Below are 14,585 nucleotides of genomic sequence, written 5' to 3'. Positions count from 1 at the left end.
TTAAATCAGTAGTTATTAAAAATTAAATAGAAAACAAGTTCATTTTGTACAGTAACTTTGAAAACATATTTGGTCTAATCAAAGGCATCTTTGTTAGCAAACTGCGTTTGTTACACCAAAGCAACTTACTTAGTCTCAGTAGCTTTCACTAAAAAATATTTTAGGGTTGAAGCACACAAAATGTTGTTAAGTTTTAATTTCACATAACTACTTCACATAATAAAATTAAGGAACCTTGCATAAGGCCTTTGAAAATAAATAATAACTGAAAGTAGACAAACATACTAACTAATTTATTTTTTGAAAATGCCTAATGCATGAAAGTCCTAAATAATAGGAAAGCCATCCACAAATAGAAGAAAACAAATTCTCTATTTCTTGGATGGCTTTATTATATGCTTTATTTACCTATCTTTTCTCCAATTATCATTAGTTCCAGTTTTAGCTTCAGCAACTTTACTTATTAATATTTTAATATTTTTTAAATTAACCTACTTATTTTCTAACCATTATTCAAATTCCTCAGTGTAGTCCTCATACACCTTGCTTGTATTAAGTTCCTTTGCTGAAATCTCCATTATGCTATCATCTGAATCAGATACCCATATAATAAGATACTTTTCATCACTTTTTACTCCAAATAAACCTTCCCTCTGAAGCTCCATCATAGTTTCTAGTGAACTACTTAATATCTTGCTCTTAACTCTGCTAAATTCAGCATTTGGCAAGCAATAGCTTTCCTCAATTATCTTATTCACTGTATCAAATATTTCAAAATCATCCCACTGGCTCCATTCATCAGGACTATACCTATAGTAAATATACATCTCATCACTTACATCAACTGGTATGCTATCGCTTGTATTCGCCACAGCCACTATACTTGATACATCATCGCTTGTGTATAATGCATAACCATAAAAATCTTTACCTCTAAACATTTCCTCAATTTCTTTATAATGTTTAACAATAGCTAGTTTTAGCTCTTTCTTTAATTCTTTAAAAAGTTCCTCACTCATTTATTTTCTCCCCCATACCACATGTGTTTACCTTCATTACCAAAAACAAACCAGTTAGGCTTAAAGGGCATCCTCTCTGATTGCATTAATTCTTTGTCTATGTCAAATATTTCACCAAAAGGAAGCTTAACGCTAGATGTGAATTTGTAAAGTGAACGTAATGGAACTGGTATCTGTTCTAATTTATTATTAGTTCCTTCAGGGTCACTTAAACTCACTTCTTCACCATATATCCCAATTAACTCCTTAAAATATAATTCTACACCTTTATTCATTAAAACTCCTCCTCAAAATGTGGATTAATTGGAACTCCAGATGTATCATTCTGTCAATTACCACCATGCCATTTATAGATATGTTCTTGTGTGAATCTTCCTATCACTGGGTTGTAGTTTCTGGCTCTAAGATAGTATTGCTGGGTTACTGAGTCATATTGTTGACCAGTGTAAGTTATTCTATTTGGAACTTTTTCTGTTCCTTCAAGTAAAACTCCAAAGGCATCATAGAAGTAGCTGTTTTCTATTTCTACTAGCTAATTTTATGTCCAAAAATAACTTTTTAAAAAGGCTAATACCTTTTATCAGTACTAACCATTTTTATTCCTATAATATATGCAATTTAATATAATACACAGCTAACTAGAAAAATATTCATTTTCAATATCTTCAAACTCCGCATCTTCATTTGATAATGCTAACAAAAATTGAGAAAATGTTTCTGCTATCACAGGAGTGTATTTGACTAATGTTTCATATGATAGCCATTCAATTAAATCTTCTTCTTTAATAACTCCAGCTTCAAGCAATTTTATTTCTTCTTCTGATATTTCACTAGCAACCACTTCCGGTTTATTATGTTCATCTGAGCAATATATTATAGTATGATCAACACCTATTACTCTTGGCTCACCATTTGTTACACAATTTAAGTCTAAACAAATTAAGTTACCTCCTATAGTATTTCCTATAACAGCTATTCCATATTTAATTAAATATGCATCTGGAAAAGCTGTTGAGTTATATTCTCTTATTGTATTTAGATCAAATAAATTTATTCCGCCAAACAGCATTGGATTTCCCTTAGGATTATACTCTTTATAAAAATAAATAACTTTTTCGGGAACTTCATAATTTTTTAGACATCGTAAATCTTCATCTTCATAAAACGATGAAGATGATACATAGGTATCGTAAAGATTTTTCATTATCTCAATCTCTTGAGTTTTGGCTTTAATAAAAGTATTATTTATTTCCTCTTCACTTCTTCCATTTTCAAGGAATCTGCTTCTAAATTTAATGATAATATCATTATACAAATGCATTTTATCTTTCCTCCAACTGTTTCAAATATCTAATAAATTAACCTCCGCTATGATACCTAGGCAACATCAATACTTAATTCCCATAGCTTTAACAATAAGCATTATATATTGCATCTGTCGAATCTTTTGTTGAACTACATATTATTTCATAAAATTCATAACATATTGAATCCTACTACACATATTGTACTGAACCTACATACATAAACTTCATTTTACCATCTTCAAACTTTTTCACTCTTCCGTAATATTTATAATTATATAAAAGTATAGTAGTGTTTGCTTCTTCTAAAGGTTCATTACCACAGAGGTCCAAGAATCTTGGAATAATTATTTCATCGTATGAATGACCATTTAGTAATTCTTTTAGACCTTTGCTGTTAATTTTACAATAATTTGATTCAATAAAATCTTCATCATAGTACTATATTTTAAAATTTTCACCAAATCTTGATGTGTGAATTTCATCATCATCTTCTATATAAGGTATTTCTACATAAGCTTCTACTTCCTCCTCAGAATAAGCTTTCCCAACCCATAAAGATACTGTTCCATCTTCTCTCATTATAAAACCTCCTAAAAAAAGTTACTTTGTCCTTTAAAGGTTAAATCCAATTAAATTACATAATTTAACTGGATTTTAACTCTATTATAGTTTCTTAATTATTTTTAATGTGTCAAATTCAGATGCCTCATTTAATCCAGCTGCATAAAGTAATGGACTCTCATCCCTATGCATCTCATAAATCTCTCCACTGTTAAGCTTAATAAACTTTTCCAATTCAGATAAGGTACTATCTAGACTTAGGTTCAAATAAACCTCTTTATTTACAATCATACTCAAAAACTTACTATTTCTAGTAAGAAGTACATTATAATCAAATGCGGCAGTAGTGAAGTCATCTGGTAATGAATATACTGACAACCATTTAATATTATCACTACTATTAATTGAAGATAATATTTTCTTCTCTTTTTTTTCTAAGTTTAATACTTTATCTGATTTAATTGAATCGCTTTCAATTGAAATATAATTAGGTTGATATCCAAGTTGAAAAATTAACCTTTTACAATGTTTATACCAATCTAACCAAGAGTATTTGTGTTCTATTTCTCCATATAGTGTTATTGATACTAGTATATCTTCCAGCATCTTATCCTCCTACTTTTTGCTTTCTACTTATTAATCTTTTTTATTTTTCTTATTTTTTTAATCTTTGAAGTTCCAGCTCTATCTCCCATAATATCTTTATTTATTCCCATTCTTTCTAATAACTTTTCTATTGAGTCTGTCTTGCTTGGAACTTCTACTTGATCTATCTTGCCATCCTTTCTTACACCCATAATATCAGGTCTATTATTTGGCTTTGCACCAGGTATTTCATTCCTTATACCTTTATTTACATATATTTTTTTATAGTAGGTGTAAGTGTGTTACCTTCTGATCTCCTAATTACAGTCCATGTGAATAATATTATCAGATTTTTCACTATAAGCTCCAATGAACTAGCCTACTTAATTTTCAGCTAGTTCATCTTGTCTTTTATCACTGCTCAAATACAATTATAGAGTGAGCATTGATTTACCATTATATTAAATTTTAACAACATTATAAGCTTATTCACAAATAAAATCAGCCTTTTTTATAATGAAACCATAAGCCTATATCTATGATTTATATAGATATTCTAAAAACTCTTCAAATGTATCAGTACACACCTTTACTTCTTCCAAATCCATGCCTATAAATGGTACCTCAACAATTGGTTTTGAATTATATCTATTATCAAATGCATATGCTGTATCTGCACCATCTGAACCAATTAAAATTAACCCTGGTGCAAACTCATTTACCTCATATGCTTCATTTAACTCTACAATATCTTCTAAAGACCAAAATACTACATATTTATTTGGACCAATTTCACCTTCAGCACCATTAAATTCTTTTATAAATTCTTTATAATTCATTGGGAACTGTATATTTAAAATTTGCTCTGTATTCTCAAGATTTGCTGTAGTTGTTGGTGCATTAAGATTCATTTTACCAAGATATTTAATTATACTTTCACTCATATATTTTCCCTCCACTGTATTTATTTTTTTATTTTTCTGAGTAACCTATTCCACCAAGTTGTATACTTAGCATGTTCCTTTGGCGTCAAAGGTATCTTATTAGTAATATTGGTTGGACTACCTCCAAATTTCACTGGATGAACCTCATGAATCTGCATACCTTTTACCGAAGGATTTTGTTTGTGTATATTGGCATTTGCCTTGTTTGCTTCTTTTCTTGCAGAATCATACTTCTCCCCTTCCAATATCTTAAATGGTCCATCTGGTTTTGGTCCATTAGGATATCCATCCCAGTTCTTTATTTTAAATGTACCATCTCCTAAGTCCTCTATAATCTCATCCTTATCATTTTTACCAAAACTATCTCCCTTACCCCCGCAATCCATTCCTTTCTTCTTATACCCACTAGGATCATAATAAACCACGGGATTACTATGGCAGTAATCATATAGATTTAATCCATCTCCTCTATAGGTATCTTCTTGTGTGAATCTTCCTATTACTGGGTTGTAGTTTCTGGCTCTAAGGTAGTATTGCTGGGTTATTGCGTCATATTGTTGACCAGTGTAAGTTATTCTATTTGGAACATTTTTAGTTTCTTCAAGTAAAACTCCAAAGGCATCATAGAAGTAGCTGTTTTGTACTTCTTCTTGCTCATCTGTTATATAGGCGGTACTTCCCTGTTCTTCTTGGTGATAATAGAATCTAGTTTCTTCTACTTCACTGCCTATTACTTCATGTCCTCTAGTTAATCTTACTATTACATTGTTGTCTTTATCAAGTTCTGCTATTATATTTTCTTTGTTGAATATAAACCTTGTTAGTCTTTCATTTTCTTCTATTTCTACTCTTAGATCTTCTGCATCATATCTACTTACAAGAGTATTTCCTTCTTTTGTTTCTACTTTTGTTGTTTGGCTAACGCTGTTGTAGTTATAAGAAGTTATTCCATCTAGTTAATGCTCCTTAGTAAAAAAAGAAGCTAATACTCATTTGATTTGCTTTTAAAATAGCATATTTAATTTGCATTTTAAAATTTCTTCTCTCTTATCATCACTAAATCCTCCCAGCTAGATTTTTCTCTGGGAGGATTTGTGACTTTTAATGTTTTATTTATTTTAATATTATAGAATATATCATTTAGTAATTAGTTGATTTAATCTCTAATGTCAACACCCTTTCATTCCTAGTTTGCATGAAAGTTTTCGTTAACTTCTAAAGCCAGTTAAAATCCATTTCTAGTTCTTTTTTAAGATTTTCAAGTAATTCATCGTCTTGTGTACCTAAATAAAGTTCCTCATCTTCACGTAAATAACACCCTAATATCCTATTATATTTACATGCTATTATCTTATACCCTTTAACATACTTCTTATCTTCATTAAAAAATTCAAACTTCTTCTGACACAATTTTTCAAATTCATCATTTTTAAGTTCCATCCTAACTACTGCAGGTAATAAATTTAAAATTTGCCATGCTGCAATGTTAAAGAAAAAACTTTCTGGAAAAACTGCTCCTTCTGAAAACCAATCATGTAGTTCCTCAGAAAAGAAACTAATAGATTGAAATTTACTGTTTAACCTTTCTAAAGTTACTCCTAATCTGTTTATTTTTTGATGTGTATATCCAAATGTTAATGCTTTATTTTCAATACAAACATTTTCCAACTTATCAAAAATATAAAACGCATTTAATATAGTGCCATCACTTCCATAATACTCATAAAAATCTTTCATACTTTCTGGAATAGTTAAACCTAATTGCTTCTCCTTTTGATTTATCTTTGATATTTCAACTTTTTGGGGAACTTCAATTAAATACTTATTTAATTCATCAAACATCTCTTGTAGCATACTTTTACCTCACTTCTAATATTTTGCTCTCTTCCAGTATCCTTTACTATTTTGCCAATATCTCCATTTCCCAATTACATTTCCATTATTGTCGGTAACAGTTTGAAGTACTGTTCCTTTTAAATTTACATCATTAAAAGGCTTCCATGTAAAAACTCTTCCAGTATCTGTTGCTTTATAAGCAGCTGTAACTCCATTATCTTGAATGAATTTTCTTATTGTTGGCTGACAACCTGGTTTACACGGGTCTAATGATCCCACCATACTTAAATGGTCGCCAGCATCTACTATCATGTCAGCATCATTTAAAAACTTTCTTTCAGTATGATGTAATAGACCATCTCTATGTCCTCCTACACCGCCACCACTTGTATAGTTTTGTTCAAATATTACATTTCCTCCTCTAATGACTTTACCATTCATTTGATGGTGAGAGTTACTTCCAGCATCAATAGCTTCACTTAGCCCATTCTTATCAAAACTACTCTTCTTAGATCCACAATACATATACCCACTAGGATCATAATAAATCACTGAATTACTATGGCAGTAATCATATAGATTTAATCTGTCTCCTCTATAGGCATCTTCTTGTGTGAACCTTCCTATTACTGGTTTGTAGTTTCTTGCTCTAAAGTAGTATTGCTGGGTTACTGGGTCATATTGCTGACCAGTGTAGGTTATTCTATTTGGAACTTTTTCTATTCCTTCAAGTAAAACTCCAAAGGCATCATAGAAGTAGCTGTTTTCATTTCTTCTCATGAGAAAAGAGCCAATACTTCTTTATAGGAATCATTGACTCTTATTGTTATAATATACGTTTAAATTTTGCTTTAGTTTCATACCACTATATTGTTGTAGTTGCATAACAAGGACACTTCTTGCTGACTTAAGAACTCTTAAACTCAGCATTTTTAAGTATTTAAAACCGAATATATGATTTTGTAATTACATTTATATTTTTTATATTCAGCACTTTAACTTTGGTTATCACTTACTCTTACAAGTTGAATTTTTGAACTTATATCACCAAGCTCATTCATCTTTTGCTTTGCCCTCCCAATTGGAATTGATTTAAGAAGAGTAACTGGTAAATTACCTGTACAATCAAATAATTCTCTAATAGATATGTCAAGACCTAATATATTCTTTATTTTAATTAAATCACTTTTATTATTTAAAGATTTAGCTAAGACTATGTCAACTTCTTCCACTGTTTCGTTGACCTCATTTTTTCCCTTTTGGAAGGAAAGATAATGATTTGCTATATTCTTTAAATCTAATGGTATACTTGCCGACTCAACAACTGACTGTAATATACCAATACATTCTTCCTTTAAGTAATCATTTAAACTGTTTATTGTTCTATTAAACATAAATAGTGTATGCTCTGTTGGATTTCTTCTAATTGATTCAATTAATTTAACTAAATAAATCTCCTCATTTAGTTCTTCTAAGTAATGTACCAATGGTCCTGGATTCCCAAAATCAACATCTGAATTTGATTCTATTAGTTTTATAAGTGGTTCTATAGTATCATCTAAATCATTGTATTGGTTTAACTTATCAAGTATATCATAAGATTGACTAAGAAAATCACTTGTTCTTACATTTTTATATAGTTCTGCTATCAATTTTTCCTTTTCCATTTATATCAAAGTACCTCCATAAATTTTAAAATATTCCTAAATCCAGAGCATGCTTCACAGCTTTTTTAGCTAGTTTATTAACTTTTTTCCTTGGAATGTTTAAGTATCTTAAAACTCTTATATTCGCTTCAATATGCTGCCTTCCTTTTACTCCAGTTACTGGAACGATTTCTTGTTGCAGCTTATTAACTATTTTATGTGTTTCTCTGTCTAGTGCAATAACTGGATTATTTTTTGATGCATTACTTGAAAGTCTATTTTTAGATAAATTATTTGGTGCCAAATATTGATCCCTTAAATACGCATGTTGTAATAACTCATGACCTTCTAAGTTGTCACCTTTTATAGATCTATTTCTAAAATCATCATAATCAGTTACCTCAAATCTCTTTATGTTACCCTTTTTATCAAAACTATTCTTCTTAGATCCACAATACATATAACCACTAGGATCATAATAAATCACTGGATTACTATGGCAGTAATCATATAGATTCAACCCATCCCCTCTATAGGTATCCTCCTGTGTGAACCTTCCTATTACTGGGTTGTAGTTTCTGGCTCTTAGGTAGTATTGCTGGGTTACTGAGTCATATTGCTGACCGGTATAGGTTATCCTATTTGGAACTTCTCCCTCTGCTTCTAAAAGAACTCCAAAGGCATCATAGAAGTAGCTGTTTTCTATTTCTTCTTTTTCATTAGTTATATAGGCGGTGCTTCCTTGTTCTTCTTGGTGATAGTAGAATCTTGTTTCTTCTATTTCACTGCCTATTACTTCATGTCCTCTAGTTAATCTTACTATTACATTGTTATCTTTATCAAGTTCTGCTATTATATTTTCTTTGTTAAATATAAATCTTGTAAGTCTTTCATTTTCTTCTATTTCTACTCTTAGACCTTCTGCATCATATCTACTTACTAGGGTATTTCCTTCTTTTGTTTCTACTTTTGTTGTTTGGTTAAAGCTGTTGTAGTTATAAGAAGTTATTCCCTCTGGGTGATGCTCTTTAGTTAAGTTCCCTTCCTTATCATAGGAGAACCTTATTGTGCCTGTAGGCTTTTCTAGTTCTAGCAGTTGATTTTTGGCACTGTATTTATACTTTTCTACTATGTTATTTGAAGTCTTACTTAATCGATTTCCTGCCTTATCGTAGGTGAAGCTTTCTTCTAAGGACTTACTTGGTGTTTTATATCTTGCAGAAGATAACCTATTTAAGCTGTCGTAAGTATAATGGCTCTGGTGCTTACTGCCTACCTTTTGAAGTCTATTTCCATTTAGGTCATAAACATAGTTATAGTCTATAAGAACTTCTCCAGTTGAGGTTTCAGTTAAAAGACTGGTTATGTTTTTATCTCCATCATAACTATATTTAGTTGTAACTTTATTTCCATAAACTATGGAACTGATAGAATCATCACTGTTGTAACTATAGGAAGCCATTGTTTTGTCTTCATCATAGACTGTTTCTACTCTTCCTGCATTGTCATAGCTATATCTTGCAGCTTTACCACTTATATCTTCTATGCTTTCAATATTGCCATTTTTGTTATACTCATAGGCTAATAGGGATCTTCCACAGGTAGCTTTTGATTTTAGTTTTAAATCCTTTGTGTAACTATAGCTATAGGCCATTCCTAGAGTTTTTGCAAGGCTTAAGGTTCCATCCTTGTTGTACTCAAAGGTTTCCCATAGGGTTCCTTGTCCATCTTTTCTGTAGGTTATGTTTTTATCTATATTATAGCCATAGTATAGATAATTTCCATTTCTATCTACAGTTTCTTTTAGGTTTTCCTCTAGGTCATAATAGAAATATTTACTTTCTCCTTGTTGGTCCTTAATTTCCTTTACCTTATTTATGCTGTTGTAAACATACTCTATGATATTTCCATTACCATCTTGGGTACTGTTTATATTTCCTGCATAATCATAGGTATACTTTTCTATAGAACCATCAGGGTTTATTATTTCTGTTATTCTTCCCCAATCATCTAGGTTATACCTTGTCTCATTGCCATTTCCATCACAAATTCCTATGATGTTTCCTCTTGAATCATAGCTATAGCTTTGAGCTGCTCTTCCTTTTTCTCTGCTATTTGGAGTGATTACCTTCTTCATTAATCCAGCTAAGTTATAGGTGAATTCCACTTTGTTATTTAAGCCATCTACTGCTTCTTTTATATTTCCTAAGCTATCATAATGGTTTTCCTTAGTAAGTTGTCCTAAAGGATTTCTTATTTCTTTAACTCTATCCCAAGGATCATACTTTATAGTAACTCCTGCTCCATCATCTATATCTTTATCATATTGTTCTGGCAATACTTCCTTTATTATTCTGCTGTTTTTATCATAAAATAATCTAGTAGTATGTCCATTTTCATTTGTAAAATGAGTTAGTCTATGCTGATAGTCATAGTTATAACTTCTAGTGTTATTATTTGTATCCTTTATGAAAGTTATATTTCCTGACTTATCATAACCATACTCATACCTTCTAAATATTCCACTTTCCTTATCTATTTCCTCTTTAACTGTAACTCTATCTAAGCTGTCATAGCACTGCTTTATTTTGTGTCCCTTAGGAGTGCTTATGCCGATTATATTTCCATTTTTATCGTACTCATAGGTGGTAATTGCAAAAACTGCTCTTCCACTGTTTTTCCTTGTTAGATCTTCTTCTTTAATTTCTTGCTTTGTTTCAATTAAGTTTCCTATACTATCATATTTATAGTAAATTCTTCTGTAATTCTCTTCATTTATCCTTGAAGCTTCATAGGTTTTATTATTTAAGCAATCATATCCATATTTAATTTTTGCTCCGCTATTATCTTTAACTTCTATAAGTCTATTATTTTTATCATAGGCAAAGTGAAGCTCATGATAATAATTTGAATAGCTTTTACTATCTACAAAGTCTCTGCTTCTTCGTTCAGTGATTTTATTTCCTGCTTCATCATAAATAAATAGGGTTAAACTATATAACACCACATTATTTTCTTCTTCCACAGGTTCTCTTTTTTCTATAACTTGTCCTATTAAATTGTATTTATAGTAGGTTGAAATTCCTTTAGCATCTATTTCTTCAGTTATACATTAAACATGGGATGCTTGCTTTTACTGGCACAGTTGCTGCCATTCCTACAAGTACAAGAACCATCTTCCTTAATACCATGCAGCGGCATAACTGTTATTCCTACTTCTGAATATCTTAATGCCATTTCCAGTATCTCGCTCATTCGTTTCACTTCCTTTCCAAGAGTCAGTAGTGCCAATAAAAAAGAGTCTAACATCATTTCATCCTAATCCTTGATTAGAATTACTCTGTGCTAGGCTCTTGCTATCTCGTCTATGCGGATGCTATTGGCTCTATGCTCTCTATTCATTTTTAGCTTACCTTCTTTAGATTAACTATACTTTTACATCTAAAACATTTCATTGTTCCGACAACATACTCACCGTCTAGAAGTCTTTGGTTGCAGTGGAGACATCTGATTGGTTGTTCCATCTGCTTCACCTTCCCAAAATGTACTACCTTCACTTAGGCTTTCCTTCTCCATCTTTGGCTTGAATTCATCATAGAATGCTTTATCTTCTCCTCGTAACTCAATGCCATGGTTAATATCCTCTTGAATCAATCTAAATCTTTCCCTAGCTTCTTCCTCAAAGGATAGCTTATAGATCATTTCGTAAAGTTCCTTTGTGGTAATAACACCATCTTCGTTATAAGCCTATTCCAGAAGTAAGTCATTGTTAGTTACCCACACAGCCTTTTTAGCATTATCCTGTGCCCATCTTTTAATAATGGTATTTTTGATTGTTAGATGTATTGGAACTCTGATATTTTCACTGTATTTTTCAAGTTTCTTGTAGAAGGTAGTGTCAAAGTTCACCATCATAGTAATTGCCCTTACAATCATTTCATTTCTTGATATGCCAAGAGCCTTTGCAGCCTCATCCATTGCTGATACTTCTGGGCAATCTTTGGTTAATCTGATGTTAATAATATCTGCCATATATGTATGACCTCCTTTATGTTTTGTTAATTATGATATATACCTATTTTTATTACTTGTAAATATATTTCTAAATATTTTGTATACCAATTGATGGGCTAAAAGAAGAAACCCAGCAGTGACCATTGTTAGTGGTGTGCTAGGTTTAATCTAACAAATTATTACTCCACTTATTACCTTTTCAAATTCAAAAGATGCTATGTTTATATTGATATGTTTGTTATTTTAGAATTATAAATTAAAGCTGCTTCTACCTCTTCAAAAGAAGTCCCCCATCTAATTGCAATATCCCCTTCATTACAACATTGCATAGATAAGTTATAATAATCAATTTCTTTTAAATCTTGTGCTTCACAATTAAATAATATGTGGAATATTTTATCTACATATTTTTCAGTTAATATATCATTAGCCTTACTAATAATGATTGTATTAAGTTTTGGATTAATTGAAACAATTTCAAGTGCAAGAGGGAAATTCTCTATATTAAATTCTGCAATACTAGAAAAGTAAGGAACTCCTTCAGCTTCCATTTTCATCTCAGGCCCCTTAACGAAGCCTCCTAAATTCCACTTACTATCCATATCCCTCCATATTTTTTTTGTAACTTTCTACTTTTGAATTTATATCTTTTATTTTTTTATTAACTACGAGATAAAATTTATACTCTTTTAATATATTATTAGTATTAACTAAGGAATTTATCTCACTACTACATACAGTTATAAATCTAAGTTTATCATCGTTTCCTACTATTCCACTTGCATTAAGACTAATTACACTCATATCTGGTACTATGTTATTACCTCTTCTATCTAATTCATCATTAAAATATTTGAAATAATTTAAAATGTTTAATTCATATTCTTTCCATATCTTCATTTCATAACTCCTAATAATCGTAGTGATTTCCATCTGGATCATTAAAATGTGGTCCTCTATTTTATGTTGGGTCATCTGGGAAAATATGTCCTTTTGAATCATCTCTAATTATCTTACCATCACCAAAATCATATTGTTTTCCTGGAGACTTATTGTTTTTTTATCAACATTTGGTTTAACCTGTTTTGGCTGTTCACTAACTGGAACACCCATCTTTCTTTTAGCTTCTCTAAATGCACCATTTCTCCCTGCTCCATCTGGACTTAAATTAGGAGGTCTATTCCCAGTGTTAACCTCTCCCTTGGGGCTGAAACTATATATAGAATAATTTTTGGTGGTAACTAGCTTTTACCACCAGTTACCACCATTGTATTACACTGCTTCTTTCAACTCTACAGTTGGCATTACATATTCAGTTTTGTTCTTCATCATTCCGTATAATATGTTAACAAGTCTTCTCATTACACAAATTAGAGCCTGTACCTTAGTTTTACCCTCAGAGACCTTTCTATTGTAGTATTCAAGGAATGCTGGATTTCTAGGTGTTTTCTTTCCTTTAGATACTTGTATTTGTTGTACTGCTAGGAAGTAGATTGTTGCGTAGAGCTGTCTATTTCCCTGCTTGCTTTGCTTATCCTTCCCTTTACCTGCTGAACTAAAGTTCACGGGGGCAATCCCTGCAAATCTTGCTAGCTTGTCAGCATTGTGAAATCTATTGATATCTCCAATTCCTGCAGCAAGGTTAGTAGCAGTTACAATATCTATACCGGGAATACTTTCTAACTTATAGCCCAATAGCTTTAATAACTTTTCCATTTCAACTTCTACCTTTTTTATTTCCTCACTTTTAAAACTAATATCTCTTACGATGCTTTGAATTATGAAATCTCTTGAATCATGATAATCTCTAAAAGTATGACCATCAGATTCAACAAGCTCTAGTATCTCCTTAGCTTTTCTTATTGAGCAACTATTATGACTTGGCTTTCTTAGTAGTTCTGCCAAATCTTCATCTGTTACTCCTTTTAGATGGCGTGGTGAAGGATAGTTCTCCCAGAATACCAAAGCAGTTTTACTATTGACATCACAGAAAAATTTCTTGTAACTTGGATAATTGTAGTAGACTTGTCCATGTAGCTGATTAGTTAATGTAGTTATTGATTTTACAATAGCATTTCTCCTGTTTACCAGCATTCTTTATGAGTACCACACGGTGGATTATGATAAGTGTATCAGTGATTACACCTATTCAGCGATAAGTTGTTCAGAGCGTCACCCTATCACAGAGTCAGGTAAAGCAGATATTAGGTATGCTAAGAGGTTAAATATCAGTAATTTAGAGTGCTATCTTAGTGATATTGATCCTGCTGCTTTTTGGAGTGTACTAAAACTAGGGGGCATAGAGCCTTGCTACCTCTTATGTGCAAGGTAGTATAGTTTACACATAAAGCCACTACTACAAATCACTGTAACCCTTTATATTACCACTAACAGATTACAGCGATTTTATATTTGCTTATATAATTTCAAGGCATCCTTAATTGACCATCGCATACCTCCAGATTTATTTTAAATCTCTATACAAATTTATTTATCATTGCTTCTTACCCCTTTCAATGTTTTTGGCATAGAAAAAAGACTAACGCCTTTTTATCAGCATTAGCCTTCATTATTACTCTAATATATATTTGATTTTTACCTTTGTTACAGCTTACTGCAGTATTAAGATTATGCAGTGAACCTACCGTCTCTCTTTTATTCGTTTAATAAGAT

The 14,585-nt window shown here is 31.2% G+C and carries 19 protein-coding genes and 3 pseudogenes; 1 reads left to right on the top strand and 21 read right to left on the bottom strand.

Annotation, left to right across the window (positions count from 1 at the left end):
* Positions 1–509: 509 nt before the first annotated feature.
* The 21 genes and pseudogenes from J2Z44_RS08475 to J2Z44_RS08385 all read right to left on the bottom strand — a co-directional run.
* On the bottom strand, positions 510–1,019 hold the full coding sequence (locus tag J2Z44_RS08475; protein ID WP_021281363.1) for a DUF4303 domain-containing protein: 510 nt from the start codon (positions 1,017–1,019) through the stop codon (positions 510–512).
* Complete coding sequence (locus J2Z44_RS08470) at positions 1,016–1,294, bottom strand: hypothetical protein (protein ID WP_021281362.1); 279 nt, start codon at positions 1,292–1,294, stop codon at positions 1,016–1,018. Before J2Z44_RS08470 ends, J2Z44_RS08475 begins: the two co-directional genes overlap by 4 nt.
* A gap of 53 nt (positions 1,295–1,347) precedes the next feature.
* The gene (locus tag J2Z44_RS21515) at positions 1,348–1,542 is read right to left on the bottom strand and encodes an RHS repeat-associated core domain-containing protein (RefSeq protein WP_082206843.1); all 195 of its coding nucleotides are present in this window, start codon (positions 1,540–1,542) and stop codon (positions 1,348–1,350) included.
* Positions 1,543–1,653: 111 nt separating this feature from the next.
* Positions 1,654–2,340, bottom strand: a complete 687-nt coding sequence (locus tag J2Z44_RS08460) for an SMI1/KNR4 family protein (RefSeq protein WP_021281361.1) — start codon at positions 2,338–2,340, stop codon at positions 1,654–1,656.
* A gap of 175 nt (positions 2,341–2,515) precedes the next feature.
* Positions 2,516–2,752 (bottom strand): annotated as a pseudogene (locus J2Z44_RS22055) (immunity 22 family protein); the annotation flags it as partial.
* A gap of 12 nt (positions 2,753–2,764) precedes the next feature.
* Positions 2,765–2,905, bottom strand: a complete 141-nt coding sequence (locus tag J2Z44_RS08450; protein WP_021281360.1) for an immunity 22 family protein — start codon at positions 2,903–2,905, stop codon at positions 2,765–2,767.
* Positions 2,906–2,989: 84 nt separating this feature from the next.
* Positions 2,990–3,493: a hypothetical protein gene (locus J2Z44_RS08445; protein WP_209649490.1), complete on the bottom strand. Its 504-nt coding sequence runs from the start codon at positions 3,491–3,493 to the stop codon at positions 2,990–2,992.
* A 23-nt stretch (positions 3,494–3,516) separates the two neighbouring features.
* Positions 3,517–3,684 carry a hypothetical protein gene (locus J2Z44_RS08440; RefSeq protein WP_209649489.1) on the bottom strand — a complete coding sequence of 56 codons (168 nt, stop codon included), beginning with the start codon at positions 3,682–3,684 and terminating at the stop codon, positions 3,517–3,519.
* A gap of 324 nt (positions 3,685–4,008) precedes the next feature.
* Positions 4,009–4,416, bottom strand: coding sequence for an SMI1/KNR4 family protein (locus J2Z44_RS08435; RefSeq protein ID WP_021281356.1), 408 nt, complete (start codon positions 4,414–4,416; stop codon positions 4,009–4,011).
* A gap of 20 nt (positions 4,417–4,436) precedes the next feature.
* Positions 4,437–4,802 (bottom strand): hypothetical protein, encoded by a 366-nt coding sequence (locus J2Z44_RS21510; protein ID WP_245353130.1) that lies wholly within the window; start codon positions 4,800–4,802, stop codon positions 4,437–4,439.
* Positions 4,803–4,829: 27 nt separating this feature from the next.
* A pseudogene (locus J2Z44_RS21805) lies at positions 4,830–5,081 on the bottom strand (RHS repeat-associated core domain-containing protein); the annotation flags it as partial.
* Positions 5,082–5,631: 550 nt separating this feature from the next.
* Positions 5,632–6,270, bottom strand: coding sequence for a hypothetical protein (locus J2Z44_RS08425; RefSeq protein WP_021281354.1), 639 nt, complete (start codon positions 6,268–6,270; stop codon positions 5,632–5,634).
* A 15-nt stretch (positions 6,271–6,285) separates the two neighbouring features.
* The gene (locus tag J2Z44_RS08420) at positions 6,286–7,032 is read right to left on the bottom strand and encodes an RHS repeat-associated core domain-containing protein (protein ID WP_021281353.1); all 747 of its coding nucleotides are present in this window, start codon (positions 7,030–7,032) and stop codon (positions 6,286–6,288) included.
* Positions 7,033–7,247: 215 nt separating this feature from the next.
* Positions 7,248–7,919, bottom strand: coding sequence for a hypothetical protein (locus J2Z44_RS08415; RefSeq protein ID WP_021281352.1), 672 nt, complete (start codon positions 7,917–7,919; stop codon positions 7,248–7,250).
* 25 nt (positions 7,920–7,944) lie between these two features.
* The gene (locus J2Z44_RS21935; protein WP_209649488.1) at positions 7,945–10,923 is read right to left on the bottom strand and encodes an RHS repeat domain-containing protein; all 2,979 of its coding nucleotides are present in this window, start codon (positions 10,921–10,923) and stop codon (positions 7,945–7,947) included.
* A gap of 80 nt (positions 10,924–11,003) precedes the next feature.
* Positions 11,004–11,153 (bottom strand): hypothetical protein, encoded by a 150-nt coding sequence (locus tag J2Z44_RS08405; RefSeq protein WP_161624440.1) that lies wholly within the window; start codon positions 11,151–11,153, stop codon positions 11,004–11,006.
* Between the two features lie 216 nt (positions 11,154–11,369).
* Positions 11,370–11,600: a hypothetical protein gene (locus J2Z44_RS21490; protein ID WP_021281740.1), complete on the bottom strand. Its 231-nt coding sequence runs from the start codon at positions 11,598–11,600 to the stop codon at positions 11,370–11,372.
* Positions 11,601–11,645: 45 nt separating this feature from the next.
* Positions 11,646–11,930 carry a hypothetical protein gene (locus tag J2Z44_RS21485; RefSeq protein ID WP_021281739.1) on the bottom strand — a complete coding sequence of 95 codons (285 nt, stop codon included), beginning with the start codon at positions 11,928–11,930 and terminating at the stop codon, positions 11,646–11,648.
* A 203-nt stretch (positions 11,931–12,133) separates the two neighbouring features.
* Positions 12,134–12,514 (bottom strand): hypothetical protein, encoded by a 381-nt coding sequence (locus J2Z44_RS08395; RefSeq protein WP_021281738.1) that lies wholly within the window; start codon positions 12,512–12,514, stop codon positions 12,134–12,136.
* Positions 12,507–12,812 carry a hypothetical protein gene (locus J2Z44_RS08390; RefSeq protein ID WP_209649487.1) on the bottom strand — a complete coding sequence of 102 codons (306 nt, stop codon included), beginning with the start codon at positions 12,810–12,812 and terminating at the stop codon, positions 12,507–12,509. The genes J2Z44_RS08395 and J2Z44_RS08390 overlap by 8 nt, the downstream gene beginning before the upstream one ends.
* A 372-nt stretch (positions 12,813–13,184) precedes the next feature.
* Positions 13,185–14,009 (bottom strand): annotated as a pseudogene (locus tag J2Z44_RS08385) (transposase); the annotation flags it as partial.
* A gap of 16 nt (positions 14,010–14,025) precedes the next feature.
* Here J2Z44_RS08385 and J2Z44_RS08380 point away from each other — a divergent pair.
* The gene (locus J2Z44_RS08380; protein WP_021281734.1) at positions 14,026–14,244 is read left to right on the top strand and encodes a hypothetical protein; all 219 of its coding nucleotides are present in this window, start codon (positions 14,026–14,028) and stop codon (positions 14,242–14,244) included.
* Positions 14,245–14,585 lie beyond the last annotated feature (341 nt).

Origin of the sequence: Clostridium punense (assembly GCF_017874425.1) — a bacterium.
Taxonomy (GTDB): Bacteria; Bacillota; Clostridia; order Clostridiales; family Clostridiaceae; genus Clostridium_J; species Clostridium_J punense.
The sequence above is the reverse complement of the archived record's forward strand: the minus strand, read 5'-3'. Positions and strand labels throughout refer to the sequence as shown.

Coding starts and splice junctions, on each gene's coding strand:
- J2Z44_RS08475 (WP_021281363.1), bottom strand. CDS start 1,019: ATGAGTGAGGAACTTTTTAAAGAATTAAAGAAAGAGCTAAAACTAGCT.
- J2Z44_RS08470 (WP_021281362.1), bottom strand. CDS start 1,294: ATGAATAAAGGTGTAGAATTATATTTTAAGGAGTTAATTGGGATATAT.
- J2Z44_RS08460 (WP_021281361.1), bottom strand. CDS start 2,340: ATGCATTTGTATAATGATATTATCATTAAATTTAGAAGCAGATTCCTT.
- J2Z44_RS08450 (WP_021281360.1), bottom strand. CDS start 2,905: ATGAGAGAAGATGGAACAGTATCTTTATGGGTTGGGAAAGCTTATTCT.
- J2Z44_RS08445 (WP_209649490.1), bottom strand. CDS start 3,493: ATGCTGGAAGATATACTAGTATCAATAACACTATATGGAGAAATAGAA.
- J2Z44_RS08440 (WP_209649489.1), bottom strand. CDS start 3,684: ATGGGTGTAAGAAAGGATGGCAAGATAGATCAAGTAGAAGTTCCAAGC.
- J2Z44_RS08435 (WP_021281356.1), bottom strand. CDS start 4,416: ATGAGTGAAAGTATAATTAAATATCTTGGTAAAATGAATCTTAATGCA.
- J2Z44_RS21510 (WP_245353130.1), bottom strand. CDS start 4,802: ATGGATTGCGGGGGTAAGGGAGATAGTTTTGGTAAAAATGATAAGGAT.
- J2Z44_RS08425 (WP_021281354.1), bottom strand. CDS start 6,270: ATGCTACAAGAGATGTTTGATGAATTAAATAAGTATTTAATTGAAGTT.
- J2Z44_RS08420 (WP_021281353.1), bottom strand. CDS start 7,032: ATGAGAAGAAATGAAAACAGCTACTTCTATGATGCCTTTGGAGTTTTA.
- J2Z44_RS08415 (WP_021281352.1), bottom strand. CDS start 7,919: ATGGAAAAGGAAAAATTGATAGCAGAACTATATAAAAATGTAAGAACA.
- J2Z44_RS08405 (WP_161624440.1), bottom strand. CDS start 11,153: ATGAGCGAGATACTGGAAATGGCATTAAGATATTCAGAAGTAGGAATA.
- J2Z44_RS21490 (WP_021281740.1), bottom strand. CDS start 11,600: ATGATCTATAAGCTATCCTTTGAGGAAGAAGCTAGGGAAAGATTTAGA.
- J2Z44_RS21485 (WP_021281739.1), bottom strand. CDS start 11,930: ATGGCAGATATTATTAACATCAGATTAACCAAAGATTGCCCAGAAGTA.
- J2Z44_RS08395 (WP_021281738.1), bottom strand. CDS start 12,514: ATGGATAGTAAGTGGAATTTAGGAGGCTTCGTTAAGGGGCCTGAGATG.
- J2Z44_RS08390 (WP_209649487.1), bottom strand. CDS start 12,812: ATGAAGATATGGAAAGAATATGAATTAAACATTTTAAATTATTTCAAA.